Source organism: Nitratireductor sp. WH36-1 (assembly GCF_058725515.1).
The window spans coordinates 3,457,438-3,472,197 of record NZ_CM178970.1; the positions used below are offsets into that span (position 1 = coordinate 3,457,438).

At 60.9% G+C, this 14,760-nt stretch carries 14 protein-coding genes, 1 tRNA gene and 1 pseudogene; 9 read left to right on the top strand and 7 right to left on the bottom strand.

Translation table 11 applies throughout. The features are described 5' to 3' along the window. Positions 1-36: 36 nt before the first annotated feature. Positions 37-1,080 carry a calcium:cation antiporter gene (locus tag AC4PTT_RS16670; RefSeq protein WP_224873266.1) on the bottom strand — a complete coding sequence of 348 codons (1,044 nt, stop codon included), beginning with the start codon at positions 1,078-1,080 and terminating at the stop codon, positions 37-39. 312 nt (positions 1,081-1,392) lie between these two features. Between AC4PTT_RS16670 and fumC the strand changes: the two genes are divergently transcribed. The 7 genes from fumC to AC4PTT_RS16705 all read left to right on the top strand — a co-directional run bounded on the left by fumC (position 1,393) and on the right by AC4PTT_RS16705 (position 8,001). Then, the gene (gene fumC, locus AC4PTT_RS16675) at positions 1,393-2,784 is read left to right on the top strand and encodes a class II fumarate hydratase (RefSeq protein ID WP_206544676.1); all 1,392 of its coding nucleotides are present in this window, start codon (positions 1,393-1,395) and stop codon (positions 2,782-2,784) included. A gap of 200 nt (positions 2,785-2,984) precedes the next feature. Next, the gene (locus tag AC4PTT_RS16680) at positions 2,985-3,368 is read left to right on the top strand and encodes a DoxX family protein (RefSeq protein ID WP_113154275.1); all 384 of its coding nucleotides are present in this window, start codon (positions 2,985-2,987) and stop codon (positions 3,366-3,368) included. A 211-nt stretch (positions 3,369-3,579) separates the two neighbouring features. Next, positions 3,580-4,341, top strand: coding sequence for a TVP38/TMEM64 family protein (locus tag AC4PTT_RS16685; protein WP_206547118.1), 762 nt, complete (start codon positions 3,580-3,582; stop codon positions 4,339-4,341). A 29-nt stretch (positions 4,342-4,370) separates the two neighbouring features. Next, positions 4,371-5,795: a dihydrolipoyl dehydrogenase family protein gene (locus AC4PTT_RS16690; protein ID WP_492161687.1), complete on the top strand. Its 1,425-nt coding sequence runs from the start codon at positions 4,371-4,373 to the stop codon at positions 5,793-5,795. Positions 5,796-5,855: 60 nt separating this feature from the next. Further along, on the top strand, positions 5,856-7,310 hold the full coding sequence (locus AC4PTT_RS16695; RefSeq protein ID WP_113154272.1) for a sensor histidine kinase: 1,455 nt from the start codon (positions 5,856-5,858) through the stop codon (positions 7,308-7,310). 139 nt (positions 7,311-7,449) lie between these two features. Further along, positions 7,450-7,526: transfer RNA gene (locus AC4PTT_RS16700), tRNA-Arg, on the top strand. A 184-nt stretch (positions 7,527-7,710) separates the two neighbouring features. Further along, a complete protein-coding gene (locus AC4PTT_RS16705; protein ID WP_492161688.1) occupies positions 7,711-8,001 on the top strand; it encodes a hypothetical protein in 291 nt (96 codons plus the stop codon). Positions 8,002-8,070: 69 nt separating this feature from the next. Here the strand turns inward: AC4PTT_RS16705 and AC4PTT_RS16710 are convergent. The 6 genes and pseudogenes from AC4PTT_RS16710 to AC4PTT_RS16735 form a co-directional block, all read right to left on the bottom strand. Next, a pseudogene (locus tag AC4PTT_RS16710) lies at positions 8,071-9,054 on the bottom strand (recombinase family protein); the annotation flags it as partial. Then, positions 9,051-9,395, bottom strand: coding sequence for a hypothetical protein (locus tag AC4PTT_RS16715; RefSeq protein WP_492161689.1), 345 nt, complete (start codon positions 9,393-9,395; stop codon positions 9,051-9,053). The pseudogene AC4PTT_RS16710 and the gene AC4PTT_RS16715, both read right to left, overlap by 4 nt. 102 nt (positions 9,396-9,497) lie before the next feature. Then, positions 9,498-9,998 (bottom strand): hypothetical protein, encoded by a 501-nt coding sequence (locus AC4PTT_RS16720; RefSeq protein ID WP_492161690.1) that lies wholly within the window; start codon positions 9,996-9,998, stop codon positions 9,498-9,500. Positions 9,999-10,016: 18 nt separating this feature from the next. After that, entirely contained in the window at positions 10,017-11,978 is a 1,962-nt protein-coding gene (locus AC4PTT_RS16725) for a type IV secretory system conjugative DNA transfer family protein (RefSeq protein WP_492161691.1), read from the bottom strand. Next, positions 11,975-12,391: a hypothetical protein gene (locus AC4PTT_RS16730; RefSeq protein WP_492161692.1), complete on the bottom strand. Its 417-nt coding sequence runs from the start codon at positions 12,389-12,391 to the stop codon at positions 11,975-11,977. The genes AC4PTT_RS16725 and AC4PTT_RS16730 overlap by 4 nt, the downstream gene beginning before the upstream one ends. Next, positions 12,388-12,993 (bottom strand): hypothetical protein, encoded by a 606-nt coding sequence (locus tag AC4PTT_RS16735; RefSeq protein ID WP_492161693.1) that lies wholly within the window; start codon positions 12,991-12,993, stop codon positions 12,388-12,390. Before AC4PTT_RS16735 ends, AC4PTT_RS16730 begins: the two co-directional genes overlap by 4 nt. A 155-nt stretch (positions 12,994-13,148) precedes the next feature. Between AC4PTT_RS16735 and AC4PTT_RS16740 the strand changes: the two genes are divergently transcribed. Next, positions 13,149-14,237, top strand: a complete 1,089-nt coding sequence (locus AC4PTT_RS16740; RefSeq protein ID WP_492161694.1) for a hypothetical protein — start codon at positions 13,149-13,151, stop codon at positions 14,235-14,237. Beyond that, a complete protein-coding gene (locus tag AC4PTT_RS16745; protein ID WP_492161695.1) occupies positions 14,234-14,686 on the top strand; it encodes an ankyrin repeat domain-containing protein in 453 nt (150 codons plus the stop codon). The genes AC4PTT_RS16740 and AC4PTT_RS16745 overlap by 4 nt, the downstream gene beginning before the upstream one ends. Positions 14,687-14,760: the final 74 nt, after the last annotated feature.

A 14,760-nucleotide genomic window follows, 5' to 3' on the forward strand; every position in this document is an offset into this window, starting at 1 on the left:
CCCTTCTTTGTTTGGGACAGTCTTTTGGGGGGGTGCTCAGGGCACCGCCGCCAGAAGCACGAAACAGGCGAAGATCACCAGATGCACCGCCCCCTGCATGATCGTCGTGCGGCCCGTGGCGAGCGTCAGTGTTCCGACGAAGAGCGTCAGAACCAGAAGCACGATGTGCTCGGGCTCAAGCCCCAGCGTGATCGGCTTGCCCAGAAACATCGACATGACGGCGATGGTGGGGATCGACAGGCCCACGCTGGCGATGGCCGAACCGGTGGCGACATTGAGACTGGTCTGAAGACGGTTTGAGGCTGCCGCGCGCAGCGCCGTCACCCCTTCGGGCAGCAGCACCAGAACGGCGATGATCAGGCCGACAAACGCCTCTGCCAGACCGAGCCCCCGCACGCCCTGCTCCAGCGGGTGCGCCAGCGCCTCTGCAAGCACGATCACCATCAGCAGGGAAAGCGCGAGCATGATGCCGGCGACGGCAGTCTGCCGCCCCGTGGGACGGCTGTGCATCACCTCATCCACCACGGCAATGTCGACAAAGTCGCCCCGGTGCCGGACCGTCTGCACGAACAGGAAGACGCCATAGAGCACCAGAGAGACGACCGTGACGAAGGCAAGCTGCACGGTCGAGTAATACGGCCCCTTCACCGCCAGCGTGAAGTCGGGCAGGATCAGCGTCAGCGTGGCCAGCGTGCCAACGACGCTGAACGCGGCAACCGCCCCCTGGCTCTGGAAGGACTGCTCGTGATGACGCAATCCGCCAATGAGCAGGCACAGCCCCACCACGCCGTTGAGCACGGTTATCACCGTGGCGAACACCGTGTCGCGCGCCACCGTGCTGTCACCCTCCGAGGGCGAGAGCATCATCGAAATGATGAGCGACGCCTCGATGACGGTCACTGCCACGGCCAGAACGACGGAGCCGAAGGGCTGACCGAGACGCAGCGACAGGATCTCTGCGAAATGGACGGATGAGAAAACGGTCGCGATCAGCAGAACGGCTGCCGGAAGGATGAAGTAAAAGCCGCTCTCGCCGATCAGGTGAAAATGTGCCGCAGCCGCCAGAAGGGCGGCAGCCACGGGAGGTCCGGCGGTTCGCCAGAACCGGGAATGATGCTGGTCTTTCAAAACGTCGTCCCCAAGCAACTCATTATGAAACAAAACGAAATTCCGCCTCGCCGGGCGAGACCTTATGGCGCGTGATAATTCATCGCCGGAAAGAAGAGCAATGGACAGTTTGTCAAAATGGCGGTCGATAGCGCACGGCCTGACCGCCAGCCCATTGCCAAATCCCCTCGCCCGCGCCATTAAACGGCAGCACTTTTCGGGCAGAGCCGGATCAGCACCGCTGCCCCCTTCCCGACGCGCGAATTGACAATGGAGCACGATCGCATGTCCAAGACCCGTACCGAGACAGATACATTCGGCCCGCTTGAGGTCGCCGCCGACCGCTATTGGGGCGCGCAGACGCAGCGGTCGCTGGGCAACTTCAAGATCGGCACCGAGAAAATGCCGGTGCCGCTCGTGCATGCGCTTGGCATCGTCAAGCAGGCAGCCGCCGAAGCCAACATCGAAAACGGCAAGCTCGACCCCAAACTGGGCGAAGCCATGGTTCAGGCAGCCCGCGAAGTGGTCGAGGGCAAGCTCGACGATCATTTTCCGCTGTCCGTCTGGCAGACCGGTTCCGGCACCCAGTCGAACATGAACACCAATGAGGTGATCTCCAACCGCGCCATCGAGATCCTGGGCGGCGAGATGGGCTCCAAGAAGCCTGTCCACCCCAATGATCACGTCAATATGGGTCAGTCCTCCAACGACACCTTCCCCACCGCCATGCACATTGCTGCGGGACGCGAGGCAGCGGAGAAGCTTCTGCCGGCGCTGCAGTATCTGACCGAAGCGCTCGACGAGAAGGCGAAGGCCTTTGACGGTATCGTCAAGATCGGCCGCACACACACCCAGGACGCCACCCCGCTGACGCTGGGCCAGGAGTTCTCGGGCTATGTGGCGGCGCTGAAATACGGCGCGCGCCGGATCGAGGAGAGCCTCGCCGACGTCTACGCGCTGGCGCAGGGCGGCACCGCCGTCGGCACCGGCCTCAACGCACCCGTCGGCTTTGACAAGGCGTTTGCCGAGAAGGTTGCCAAGATCACCGGCCTGCCCTTCCGCACCGCCGAGAACAAGTTCGAGGCGCTGGCAAGCCATGGCGCGCTGAACGCCTTCCACGGCATGCTGAACGCGCTGGCAGCCGATCTCTTCAAGATCGCCAACGACATCCGCTTCCTGGGCTCCGGCCCGCGTTCGGGCCTTGGCGAACTGAAGCTGCCGGAAAACGAACCCGGCTCCTCCATCATGCCCGGCAAGGTGAACCCGACCCAGGCCGAGGCGCTGACCATGGTCGCCACGCAGGTGATGGGCAACCAGACCACCGTCAGCATCGCCGCAAGCCAGGGCCATTTCGAGCTCAACGTGTTCAAGCCGGTCGTGGCCAATGCCGTTCTGCAGTCGATCCGCATTCTCACCGACGCCATGCAGTCCTTCGCAGACAATTGCGTGAAGGGCATCGAGGCCGACGAGACCCGCATTGACGACCTGATGCAGCGTTCGCTCATGCTGGTCACCGCGCTGGCTCCGGCCATCGGTTATGACAATGCGGCGGCAATCGCCAAGTCGGCCCACAAGCATGGCACCACGCTGCGCGAGGAAGCGCTCAAGAGCGGCCTCGTTTCCGAGGACGACTATGAGCGTCTCGTGCGCCCGGAACTGATGATCGCGCCGGCCTGATCGCCGCCGATCGCTTAAGCTCTCTCACCGGCCTGAAAACAAAGCATTTTCGGGCCGGTGATCCGCAATGAGATCACGGCGCTTGCGCTCATTGTCGTCTATTTTGAGAACACAGCGTCACCACTGGGGCAGTTTTTCTACACAATCGCGTCGCGTATATCAGCGTCAACGCATCGTTTGAAAAACATGGAACCCCAGCAATGTCCCAGAACGCAATCATCCTCATCGGCCGTATCCTGATTTCGGTCATCTTCATCATGTCCGGCTTCGGCAAGATCACCGATATCGGCGGCACTGCCGGTTATTTCGGCGCGGTCGGCCTGCCGCTGCCCGTCGTCACCGCCTGGCTCGTCGCCCTTCTCGAACTCGTTGGCGGCCTTGCCATTCTGGTCGGCTTTCAGGCCCGCATCGCAGCCCTCCTTCTGGCGGTCTTCTCCATTGCTTCCGGTCTGGTCGCGCATTTCGACTTCTCCGACCAGATGCAGACCATCATGTTCATGAAGAACCTCTCCATGGCCGGTGGCCTGCTTCTTCTGACCGCTTTCGGCTCCGGCGCTCTGTCGCTGGAACGCGCCAGGGCCTGAACCGGCTACAATCCGCATCTCAGGGAGCCCGCTTTCGAGCGGGCTCTTTTGTTTTTGCCGTTATCCCGGTCTCTTCACGGTTCGGTGAGGCCGCTGCGAGATCATCTCAAAAGGCAGTGAGACTGTGTATCTTGCGTTGCACAGACCGGTCTCAACACGCATGTACGGCCATACGCCGCACAAAATGCGTAAGCCCCGCGGAGATCGAAAGATGACGGTGATGCAGACGACAGCGAATGACAGGAACGAGAAACCAAAGCGCTCCCTGCTGAAGCGCCTGGCTCCGCTGTTTGTCGTGGCCGGCGGTCTTCTGGCCGGCTATGCGCTGGGGCTGCACGAATATCTCTCGCTCACTTTCCTTTCGGAAAGCCGTGACGTTCTGCGCGGTTTCGTGGCGCAGAACCCGGTTCTGGCGCCGCTCGGCTTTGCCGTTCTCTATGCGCTCGCCGTCGCCTTCTCCTTTCCCGCCGCGTCCATTCTGACCCTCTTTGCGGGTTTTCTCTTCGGCTGGCTTCTGGGCGGGGCGCTGGTTGCGGTTGCCGCCACGATTGGCGCGTCCGCCGTGTTTCTGGCCGCGCGCGGCGCGCTCTCCGGCGTTCTCGCGCAAAAGATCGGCGGGCGCGTCTCGCGCATGGCCAGGGGGTTTGAGGACGACGCCTTCAATTATCTTCTGGTGCTGCGGCTCGCGCCGATTTTTCCCTTCTGGGTGGTGAATATCGCGCCTGCATTGTTCAACGTCTCGTTGCGCACCTATGCAACGGCAACGTTTCTGGGCATTCTGCCGGGCACCTTCGCCTATGCCTATCTGGGCCACGGACTGGACAGCGTTCTGGTCGCCGCAGCTGAAGCCGGGCGGGAAGTGACGCTCGGCGATCTGGTAACGCCGCAACTCACCCTCGCCTTTGGCGCACTGGCGCTGGTCGCCGCGATCCCGGTCGTGGTGAAGAAACTGCGCCGCTCGCCCGACGCCTGACTGCCCTGAACAAGCAAGAGACTGCCTGAATGACCCTCCTCACTCCCGATATCTGCGTCATTGGCGCCGGCTCCGGCGGCCTGAGCGTTGCGGCAGCCGCTGCCGCCTTCGGCGTGCCGGTCGTGCTGATCGAGCGCGGCAAGATGGGCGGCGACTGTCTCAACTATGGCTGCGTGCCCTCCAAGGCGCTGATCGCCGCGGGAAAGCAGGCCCATCTGATGGGCAATGGCGCGGCCTTTGGCATCGCGCCGGCCGAGGCGGAGGTGAATTTCCGTCAGGTGATGCAGCATGTGGAGGCGACCATCGCCGCCATTGCGCCAAACGATTCCGTCGAGCGCTTCACCGCGCTTGGCGTTCAGGTGATCCAGGAAGAGGCGCGCTTCAAGGACGCCCGCACGGTCACCGCCGGCGATTACGAGATCCGCGCCCGGCGCTTCGTGATCGCGACGGGCTCGTCGCCGCTTGTCCCGCCAATCCCCGGTCTGGAGGATGTGCCCTTCCTCACCAATGAGACGATCTTCTCGCAAACCCGCAAACCATCCCACCTGATCATCATTGGCGGCGGCCCCATCGGCATGGAGCTGGCGCAGGCGCACAGGCGTCTGGGCTGCAAGGTGACGGTGGTGGAAGCGCTTTCCGCCCTCGGCAAGGACGACCCGGAGCTCACGGCCTTCGCGCTCGCCAGGATACGCGAAGAAGGCGTGACCGTGCTGGAACACACCAGGGTCACGCAGGTGAGCAAGCGCGGCCGCACGGGCGTGCGCGTTCAGATCGAAGACGCCGATGGCGCGCACACCATTGATGGCTCACACCTGCTGATCGCCGCCGGACGCACGCCCAACATCGAGGCGCTCGACCTCGACAGGGCCGGCATCACGCATGACCGGCGCGGCATCACGGTTTCCGACAAGCTGCGCACGAAGAACCGCCGGGTCTACGCCATTGGCGATGTGGCGGGCGGGCTGCAGTTCACCCATGTGGCCGGCTATCATGCGGGTCTGGTGGTGCGCGCCCTGCTGTTTCGCCTCAATGCGCGCGAGAACCGGACCATCATCCCCTGGGCGACCTATACGGACCCCGAGATCGCCCATGTGGGACTGAGCGAAGAGGAAGCGCGCAAGCACCACCGCAGGATCAGCACTCTGCGCTGGCCCTATTCGGAAAACGACCGCGCCCAGACGGAGCGCAAAACCGAAGGCCTGATAAAGCTTGTAACCGACCGCAAGGGCCGCATTCTCGGCGCGTCGATTGCCGGGGCCAATGCGAGCGAGATGATCAGTTTCTGGGCGCTCGCCATCTCGCAAAAGCTCGGCGTGCGCGATGTGGCGGGCTACATCGCCCCCTACCCGACCATGACCGAGATTGGCAAACGCGCGGCGATCACGTATTTCACGGAGACGACACGCAAGCCTCTGGTGCGCGCTCTGGTGCGGTTTCTGCGTCGGTTCGGCTGATCAGCCTTGAGAGCGCCCACGACCAACAAAGCCGCATCCGGCCCGGAGAGACGCTGAGCGATGGCAGAGAAAATGGCGGGCGATACCGGCGAAAAGCCGCGCGAGACCGACACGGTGCCGCTGACGCGCGGCCTCTCCACCAAGCTTCTGGTTCTCACCATCCTTTTCGTGATGATCGCCGAAGTGCTGATCTTCATCCCTTCGGTCGCCAATTTCGGCATGCAGTGGATGATGCAGCGGCTCGAGAACGCGGCCTCCGTGAGCATCATCCTGATGGAAGGCGAAGACGAAAAACTCGCCCCGCCCATCCGCGACGAGCTGTTAATGGCCACCGGCGTGAAAGCCATCGCCGTGCGTGATGCGGATGTCTCCCGCATTCTCGTCGTGACCGACATGCCGCCCATGGTCGACGAACATATCGACCTTGACGCCATCACGCCGACGGCCGCCATCGCACAGACCTTCTCGACACTTTTCTTCGGCGGCGACCGTGTGTTCCGCATCTACGGAACCGTGGGCGACACGGGCAAAATCTTCGAGATACTGATACCCGATGCGGGCTTGCGCGACGCCATGCTCACCTATGCGCGCAATGTGGCGTTTCTCTCGCTGATCATCTCGCTCTTCACGGCCACACTGGTCTTCTACGCCATCAACCGGATCATGATCCGCCCGATCCGCGCGATGACGCAGTCCATGCTCTCCTTCGCCGCAACGCCGGACGATCCGCGTCGCGTCATCTCGCCGGAAGAACGCGGCGACGAGATCGGCGTTGCAGAACGCGAGCTGGCGCGCATGCAGTCGGCGCTTCAGAAAACGCTGGGCGAACAGAAGCGGCTTGCCGATCTGGGACTGGCCGTCTCCAAGATCAACCACGACATGCGCAACATGCTGGCCTCGGCCCATCTGATGTCTGACAGGCTGAGCACGGTGGACGATCCGGCGGTGAAGATGCTGACGCCGCGCCTGCTGCGCACGCTCGACCGCGCCGTGATCTACACCGAAGGCGTTCTCAACTATGGCCGCACGCAGGAAGCCCCGCCGACCCGCCGCCGTCTGCGGCTGCATGCGCTGGTGGACGAGGTGCAGAGCGTGCTGCCGCTCGAAACCGATGACCGAATCGAATTCGTGAATGCGGTGCCGGAGGATTTCGAGATCAACGCCGATTCGGAACATCTCTTCCGCGTGCTGGCGAATCTTTGCCGCAACGCCATTCAGGCGATGGCGGGCGACAGCGAACCATCCGTCATCAAGCGCCTGACGGTCGCTGCCGACCGGGAGGACCACACGGCGCGAATCCATGTGACCGACACCGGCCCCGGCCTGCCGCAAAAAGCACGCGAAAACCTGTTTGCGCCCTTCCGCGGCTCCGCAAAAAGCGGGGGAACCGGGCTTGGCCTGGCAATTGCACAGGAATTGGTGCGGGCGCATGGCGGCGCGCTGGAGCTTGTGGAAAGCACTGGCGGACATACGGTTTTCGCGATCAGCATCCCCGATCAACCGCGTCTGGGCTGACCTTAAATGACGCTAATTGGACAAGCTGTGCAGATATCCAGAAAATTCCTTCGATAGCGCTTGCAATTCTACGCCGCACTCGCTAGTTAACCGCGGTCGGCGGCAGCGAACACTGCTTCGACAGTCGCCAAGGCGGCACGCGCCCGTAGCTCAGCTGGATAGAGCACCAGACTACGAATCTGGGGGTCAGAGGTTCGAATCCTTTCGGGCGCGCCATCTCGCATTTTCCACTGTGAATTTCACCTAAAGCCTTGAATGGAAAGGCAAAATTAGGTGTTCGAAGTCCTTCATTTCGGCTGTAGGCCAGAGGCTCCAAAAAGGCCAGTCTGAGGACTGTCTTCTTGCCGATCAAGCCAGAATTTTCCCATATACTCCAAGGGCTTGAGAGAAACCGGAGGGCGTGTTCGAACGACTCCTCCAAGGTCCGCTGCGGCTTGCCGCTTGTCGCCAGCTTTTCGGCGGCGAGAGCCTTCTCCCTTTCCAGTTTGGCGATCTTCTTTTCGTAGGCAGAAACCACGGAAGCGTTTCCGGAATCGACAATGCGATCGAGCAAGATGTCGATCTGCGATTCGAGTTTCGCGATGCCTGCCTTGAGCGTTTTGGTCGCTTGCGAGGCTTGCGCCAGCCGCATGTCCCAGGCGTCCTTGAACATGGTCTTGGCCAACATGAACATGCTTTCTGCGGGTTGTAGTTCTTTCAGGACAGCTCCGAACTCGCTCTCCAGTTTGTCGCGACTGATCGACTTGCGATAGCTGGGACAACCCTTTGTGGCGCAGAGGTAGTAGGGATACTTGCGATGCTTGCCCTGCGACCAGCAGGCGGTCAGTGGCTTGTTGCAATCATCGCAGAGGATGAAGCCGCGCAGCGGAAAATCCTCGTTGATGTCCTTGCGCGCCGGAGCCTTGGCCGTGCTCTTGAGACGGTCCTGAATTTTCTCGAAGGTTTCGAGGGTGATGAGGCCCTCATGCTTGCCTTCGCGGAGGCCGACACCCCAATTCGGCGCTTCAACATAGCCGGAATAAACGGTGCGTGTCAGCAAGTCATAAATGCGCTGATTGCGAATTTCGCCGTTGGGGAGGTCCTTTGGAAAGCTGGGCTGAGCTTCGAGGAAGCGCTTGACCTCGACCTGCGTTTCGAACCGGCCCGAGGCGTAGCCTTCGAAGGCTTCCTGCAATACGGATGCATTGGGCTCGTCACGGACCAGAATCTTGCCGTGACCGCTTTCGCGCTCGTAGCGATATCCGACCGGTGCCTGAAACACCCAATAACCATTCTGAACCCGCGCCCGCATGCGGTTAATGGTTTGCTCGCCATTCTTCTGGCGCTGATGCTGCGACACCGAGGCGAGAAGGTTTTCGACAAGCTGCGAGTCGGAATCCTCGCCAAACTCGATGGACGGGCTGACCAGCACGCCACCAGCATCGCCGATCTGCACACGCAATTCGAAGTGGGCCATCAGGCCGCGTGCGAGGCGGCTAATGTCGTCGATGATAACGGCATGCGGTTCTTTGCGCTGGTGCTTGAGAAAAGCCAGCATGGCTTGCATGCCTGGACGCGATGTCAGGCTCCCCGAACTGTCGTCGCGAAATACTTCGACAACCTCATAACCCTTATACTTCGCGAACTCGCGGCAGCGCGTCTCTTGAGAACCAAGGCCATCGCCGCGCACCGTTTGCTTGGCGCTGGATACGCGGCAGTAGATGACAGCCTTTTTGATTTCGTCGTGTTTTTCGTGTGTTTTCATTCTATTTCGGGGCGGTTAGGCAGGCCGCCATCCTTGTTGTTTTTACCATTGGAATCGCTCTGCCCAGCCTTGTCAAACTCTTCGCCCAAAAGCTTGGCGGGGTGTTCATCGTCCTGCTGATAAACGCTTTGCAGCGGGTGAACGCCGAACCCCAACTCGACAAACGTCACGATTATCGACCAGAGCGCTTGCAGGAACTCTTCTTTTTGCGTCTCGGCCAGAGCCGGATCATCAAGGAAGACCTTGTATTTCTCGACATCGACGCCCACGATGGGCTTGGCCGGTCGGTTGAATACGTCTTTGACGTTTCTTCCGGAGATATTATCGGAATTCTTGTCCATTATTCTACCCTTATTTAATTGTACAACCATTAGTTGAGTTATGACAAGTAAAAGATGCGCTGCATGTGCTCACGGGTAAGTATTCGAGCGAGCGCATCCGGGTTATTGCTTCATGCGAAACGATTGGCGGAGCTGTGGGCGATCACCGTCGTTTATCAGTCGGGCGGAACGGATTTCGGCGAACCTGTCCATCCGCGTCCGTAGCCGCTCATTCAGGAGAGCAGCAGCGTAATCCTTCGCTTGCGCGCGCCGGTCGATGGGCGGTGCCCAGCGGGGCGCGGGAGCCGGAAGCTGCGGTGCCGACCATCTCCGCAAAATTTTCTCGGTTTCTTGTCGATGCCAGTGCGGCGCATGTTTGCGCATATGCGCGAGCATGCGCGCTTCGAGGCCGTCAATATAGCGGGCCATTGTCTTGCCGGTGTAATCAACGCCCTTGTCACGGCTCGGCGGCGATGGACGGCGCAGAAAGACATCGGTTCCTTGCTGTAACGGCACTTCATTTGCCGCTGCCTGCTGATATGAGACCCTGCTGGTGAGAGTCTGGCTAAGGCTTGCCGATTGCAGAAACGGCGCTTCGAGATTGAGGCGGAAACGGTTGGACATGACGGGACTCCATTCGGCTCAGAACGAGGTGAGGAAAGCGATGATCGGGCAGCGTCCGTCCGGCGGCGTGACGCGCCGTGAATGCAGCCCGAAATAATCGCAGTGATGGAAATACGGATCGGCGGACGTGCTGGAATAAGTTCCGGCAAAGCGCAGATGCGGCGTCGGTATGATGCCCGGATCAATCAGCAGCAGCGCCAGCACAGGCGGCAGCCAGAGCAGATGCCTCAGCCGCACCGGCCAAACAAATCGTTGATCTGTTTTGGATTTTGGCGTGCGCTTCCGGTCGAGCTGCGGCTTTGCATCTGCCGGATAGCGGATGGAAAAGACGGACTCACCGGAAAGCTTTGCACCTTCCAGCGGATTGTCAGCCACTTCCGTTTGCCAGGGCGAGATGCGTCCGTAATCCACCATGGTGAGCAGCACCGGGCGCAGGCCGCGCACAAACACCCATGCCTTGTCACGGTCCATCGTCAGGACTTCATCGGGCGTCATCAGCCGCCGGCCGAGTTCCCGGCTGGAAACATTGATGTCGCTGACTTCCGCCCTGTAGGAATAGTCCTGCCGGCGAATGGTGGACTCGGCCAGCATGTCGGAGACATGCTTGGCCCGTGCCAATGAGTTCAGTCCTGCGTAAATCTTCACATCGCAATAGGACTCGATGGCGCTGGCCGCCTCGCGTCCGTATTTGCGGATCAGGCCGTCAAAGGACTGGATATAGAGGTCCGCCGAGATTTTGAGGCCGCGCATGGTCTCCATGTCGGAGGCGAGATCGGCAAAGCGGAAGTTGAGCGCTTCCTCGCCGACGATATGAACTGGATGACCGGATGGTTTGCGCTTTGCCGCCTCCAGAAGACTATGGGTGAGCAGCGAGACCACCGGTGCAAATTCCCGCGCATGGGAGAGCGGAGCCATGACAAAGGCGACGATCTGGCGATGGCGCATATCGGCGATATTGTGACTGGCCGCGCGGCCATAGCCCGCCATGCGGCCGCCTTGGTTGAAGGACAGCAGCCGCTGGGTTGCACCTTCGAGAAAGGACGAGGCGTTTTCCGGGTTGTCGCGGAAGAGCGACAGCAGTCCGCCGGCTTCAGCTTTGAGGAATTGCGCAACCGGATCACCCGGTAGAAGCCGCTCCAACTCAAAGCGCAGAAACAAAAGCCGCTTTTGAAAGGTGGATGGGTCATTGAGCAGCGCGAATACGTCCGAGGGCGTGCAATGCGCCGGATCGGTGAGCGCTTGACTCAATATCGCGATGGCGATGCAGCGCTTCGATCCGTTGGTGAAATAGACATTACGGTCTTCGCCGCCCTTGCTTTCCGGCAGGTGCAGTTCAGCCAGATCGAAGGCGAGCTTGATGGCGTCCTGCCGGAAGGAATCAGGTGCATGCGCGGCATCGACCACGGCCTGATAGAGATTGAGCGGCGTGTCTCCGCACAGGTCTTTATGCGCTCCCGCTGGATTGATGCACCAGACCTCGATCCCCATGTCCCGCAACGCGCCGACCAGCATGGGTGCCAGCTCGCATTTGACATCGGGGATGAACAGCGACTTGCCGAGCCGTGCCTGATGCAAAATCGAACCGATCACATAGTTCACGGTTTTGCCGACGCCGGGTGGCATCTCGATCAAGGAGAACGGCGTGCGCGGCGGCGAAAATGCCGGGGCGATTTCTTCGTATAGCCCCAGGAAATTGCCGCTGGCCGGATTATCCATGCCGCGCGCGGTCAGGTCCTCCCAGCTTGCCTGCCGCGCCGTACCGTGGTCCGCCGAAGCCCGTGCCGCCTTTTCGAGATTGCGCCGCAGGCGATAATCCTTGACCAACCCGGTTCCGGCCGCGAGCGCGAGCGGGGCGGCCGCCGCAAGGCACGTCCATGCGGCAACCGATGACGACAAATGATAGGCGGTGACGGCCAAGAGGCCGGCACCCAGCGCCGCTTTGTTGACCTGCGCTGATTTGGGTTGAACGGGAACGCTCATGACGCGTCCTCATCAAATTGTTCGAGGACCAGACCGTTGCCGCCGCGCCGGGCCATCGCCGCTTCGACCGCGCCGCGCACCGCGCGCAGCCGGTCAATGGGGCCGAAGCTTTGCGCCACTTCATCGTCCCGCAAGGCGAGTGAATGCACCCGCAGCGTGCCGACCCTGGTGGCAAGGATCAGCGCCGCTGCCGACAGACCTGCGAGGGTGAGGATTTCTCCCCAATGCAGATACCGCCAGAACGACACCGCAAAGCCGATCAATCCGATGGCGGGTGGACCGGTGAACAAGAGCAGCGGCCGCGTGACCGATACATATTCGATGCGCTCAAGCGCATAGCTCTTGCGCGGGGTTTTCAGGAGCGCTTCATTCACCTCGAAACCACCGCCGCGATAATAGACGCTCGCGCTCATGAGTGGCCCCGTTCGCCGGTGCATTGACCGGTATCGAAGGCTTGGGAGAGCCGTTCATCGAACTCGCGCACGGCGGCGGGACGGATCAGGCCAAGTGTGCCGGAGAACACCGCCCATTCGGTTCGGACATCGTCAATGGCGGCATCGGCCACGCAGCCGCACACCGTGCCCGAGCGGGCGAGCTCGGTTGCGGTCTGTGCCTTGATCCGCGTGACAGCGCTTTCGTAAGCCTGCTGCGCCATGCGTTTCTTTTCGGCCAACTGACCCAGCGCGACATTGGCGGCACGGTTGAAGCCAAACGGATCGCCGCCGCCGCTAAGCTGGCGGAGTTGCTGCATGAAGGGACTGGACTGAAGCGCATTATATTGCGCGGCGGCTATGTCCTGCTGCGAATGCGTTTGCGGCTTCGGCACCGCGCGGATGCGGGCGTCTTCCGTCTGTGTCACCATCGCGGCGAAGTCCGCTTCACAGGCGGGCAGATAGTCGGCGCGGGCAACCCGCGCCGCCACTTCCGGCCCGATTAGCAGATAGTTGGTCCCGCCCCACACGAGCGCGGCCGCGAGGACCGCTTTCGGGGCGATGTCGGAAAATTCCTTGAACATGCGATTTCTCCTTCGCTAGCCAGGTGATTGCCTTGGCCGGAGAAGCGCGCAGCGGTATGGAAAGAAGCGAACCGCGCGTTTCTGCCGGTTCGAAATGATTAGAGAGTACGTGGCGGAAAGTCCGAGACAGACTTGTAACAATGGGGGCAGGATGCGTGGCCGGAGCGCAGCGCGGAAAATTTGATCGCTATGCGTATGAGCGCGTGATTGAAAAGCTCAATGCGCTCATCAAGGCCCATCCGCATCTATCGTTCAGCGCTGTTGCCGACGCCATCAGCGATTGGCGCGGCGTAACGTTTCACCGGGAATATCTTACCCGGCTGCGTAAATTCGCGCTGGCCGACCCTCACCTTGATACGGTGATCGATTGGATCGCCGCGCATCACGATCCGCAGTTCCGTCAAAAACTCTCACCGGAAAACATCTTCGCGCAGGTCGGTGAAAGCTCGTTCGACTTCTATTTCCATTTGGCGGCAATGGATGATTACGACAGTTGGGAACAGGAAGTGCTGAACAGCTTTGCGGGTGTCTATCTCTGCGCGCCCGCGCAAGACCGCAATTCCTATTTGCCGATGCCGCTTGTTCGCCGCTTCCTGGACGATCCGGCATCGTTCGACCGCGACGCGCGGCTCAAACGCTCAGCCGACATCAAACAGTACATTGCAGAGCGTTCCATCCTGATCCTTCGCGCAACCCCGATGGGGTACTATCACGCTGCCGAGTTCCCGCTGTCGATCCTCTTCCCGCCGGACTTTGTAACGCTTGATACGCGCGTGATCTATGAAGGTGTGGGGATCGCGTCCGGCAACAGCATTCACCTGTTCCTGCGCGATTGCCTGACCCGCGTCGGCAAGTTTCATTCGATCCTGATAACCGCCAACGGCCCCAATGAAGCGGCCAATCCCCATGAACTGGCACTCTTCACGCCCGGCGAAGTCCGTCAGGTCGTCCGCAACGATTGGACCGCGCTATCGGCAGGCGATCTCGCCCACATGCACCGGGAGTTCGCAGACGCGCTTGGCCTAGGGTTTCATCTTGACGGCAACGCACAGGTGAATGTGTCGCCGCTGCCGGATGTGCAAAACCGCGTCGTCATGACTTACGCCCGCGAATATGTCTATCACCGCAAGCCGACAGATTTTCTGCGCGCGCCCGGCGATCATTTTATTGCTCCTGGCATTGAGAACACCGCCGAGATTGAAAGACTGATTTCCAACCCGCTAGCTATCGGAGCGATGCTATGAGCTTGCAGCCCAAGCGCAAGGCCGCCGGGCAAGGACTATTCGCCCGTTTCCAGCCGATGGACGGACACCGGCGCGCGAGCTATTCGCTCCTGCGCGCGATCTACATGGACAACATCGAACAGGCGGCGACGATCCTGGAAGCGGACCCGGGACAGCTCAATCGCGGCGATCCCTATGCCGGGCTGACGCCGCTGCACATTGCCATCTTCCGGCAAAGCGAAGATGCTGTCTCTCTTCTGCTCGGATTTCCTGACTGCGATCTATGGCAAGCAGATAGTTTCGGGCGCAGGCCCGTGGACATGCTCGCCTATTCGGCAAGCGCGGCGATATTCGAACTGGTCATGCGCCGCGCTTATCCCGATCAGGAACGCGCCTGGGACAGCGAGGCTCTTGACCTTGGCCGGGCGAGCGGACGCGTGGTTTCTCTCAATCCGAAAGCCACGGATTGATCGAAGGCCGCAGGCGGGACAGCACTGTACCACCCATGTGAAAGTCACACCCGACGTCAACAAAAACGTTCGTT

What these genes read in the sequence shown, in the direction of transcription:
- fumC (WP_206544676.1), top strand. Translation starts at nt 1,393, where the DNA reads ATGTCCAAGACCCGTACCGAGACAGATACATTCGGCCCGCTTGAGGTC.
- AC4PTT_RS16715 (WP_492161689.1), bottom strand. Translation starts at nt 9,395, where the DNA reads ATGGACAAGAATTCCGATAATATCTCCGGAAGAAACGTCAAAGACGTA.
- AC4PTT_RS16720 (WP_492161690.1), bottom strand. Translation starts at nt 9,998, where the DNA reads ATGTCCAACCGTTTCCGCCTCAATCTCGAAGCGCCGTTTCTGCAATCG.
- AC4PTT_RS16690 (WP_492161687.1), top strand. Translation starts at nt 4,371, where the DNA reads ATGACCCTCCTCACTCCCGATATCTGCGTCATTGGCGCCGGCTCCGGC.
- AC4PTT_RS16730 (WP_492161692.1), bottom strand. Translation starts at nt 12,391, where the DNA reads ATGAGCGCGAGCGTCTATTATCGCGGCGGTGGTTTCGAGGTGAATGAA.
- AC4PTT_RS16685 (WP_206547118.1), top strand. Translation starts at nt 3,580, where the DNA reads ATGACGGTGATGCAGACGACAGCGAATGACAGGAACGAGAAACCAAAG.
- AC4PTT_RS16735 (WP_492161693.1), bottom strand. Translation starts at nt 12,993, where the DNA reads ATGTTCAAGGAATTTTCCGACATCGCCCCGAAAGCGGTCCTCGCGGCC.
- AC4PTT_RS16745 (WP_492161695.1), top strand. Translation starts at nt 14,234, where the DNA reads ATGAGCTTGCAGCCCAAGCGCAAGGCCGCCGGGCAAGGACTATTCGCC.
- AC4PTT_RS16725 (WP_492161691.1), bottom strand. Translation starts at nt 11,978, where the DNA reads ATGAGCGTTCCCGTTCAACCCAAATCAGCGCAGGTCAACAAAGCGGCG.
- AC4PTT_RS16695 (WP_113154272.1), top strand. Translation starts at nt 5,856, where the DNA reads ATGGCAGAGAAAATGGCGGGCGATACCGGCGAAAAGCCGCGCGAGACC.
- AC4PTT_RS16680 (WP_113154275.1), top strand. Translation starts at nt 2,985, where the DNA reads ATGTCCCAGAACGCAATCATCCTCATCGGCCGTATCCTGATTTCGGTC.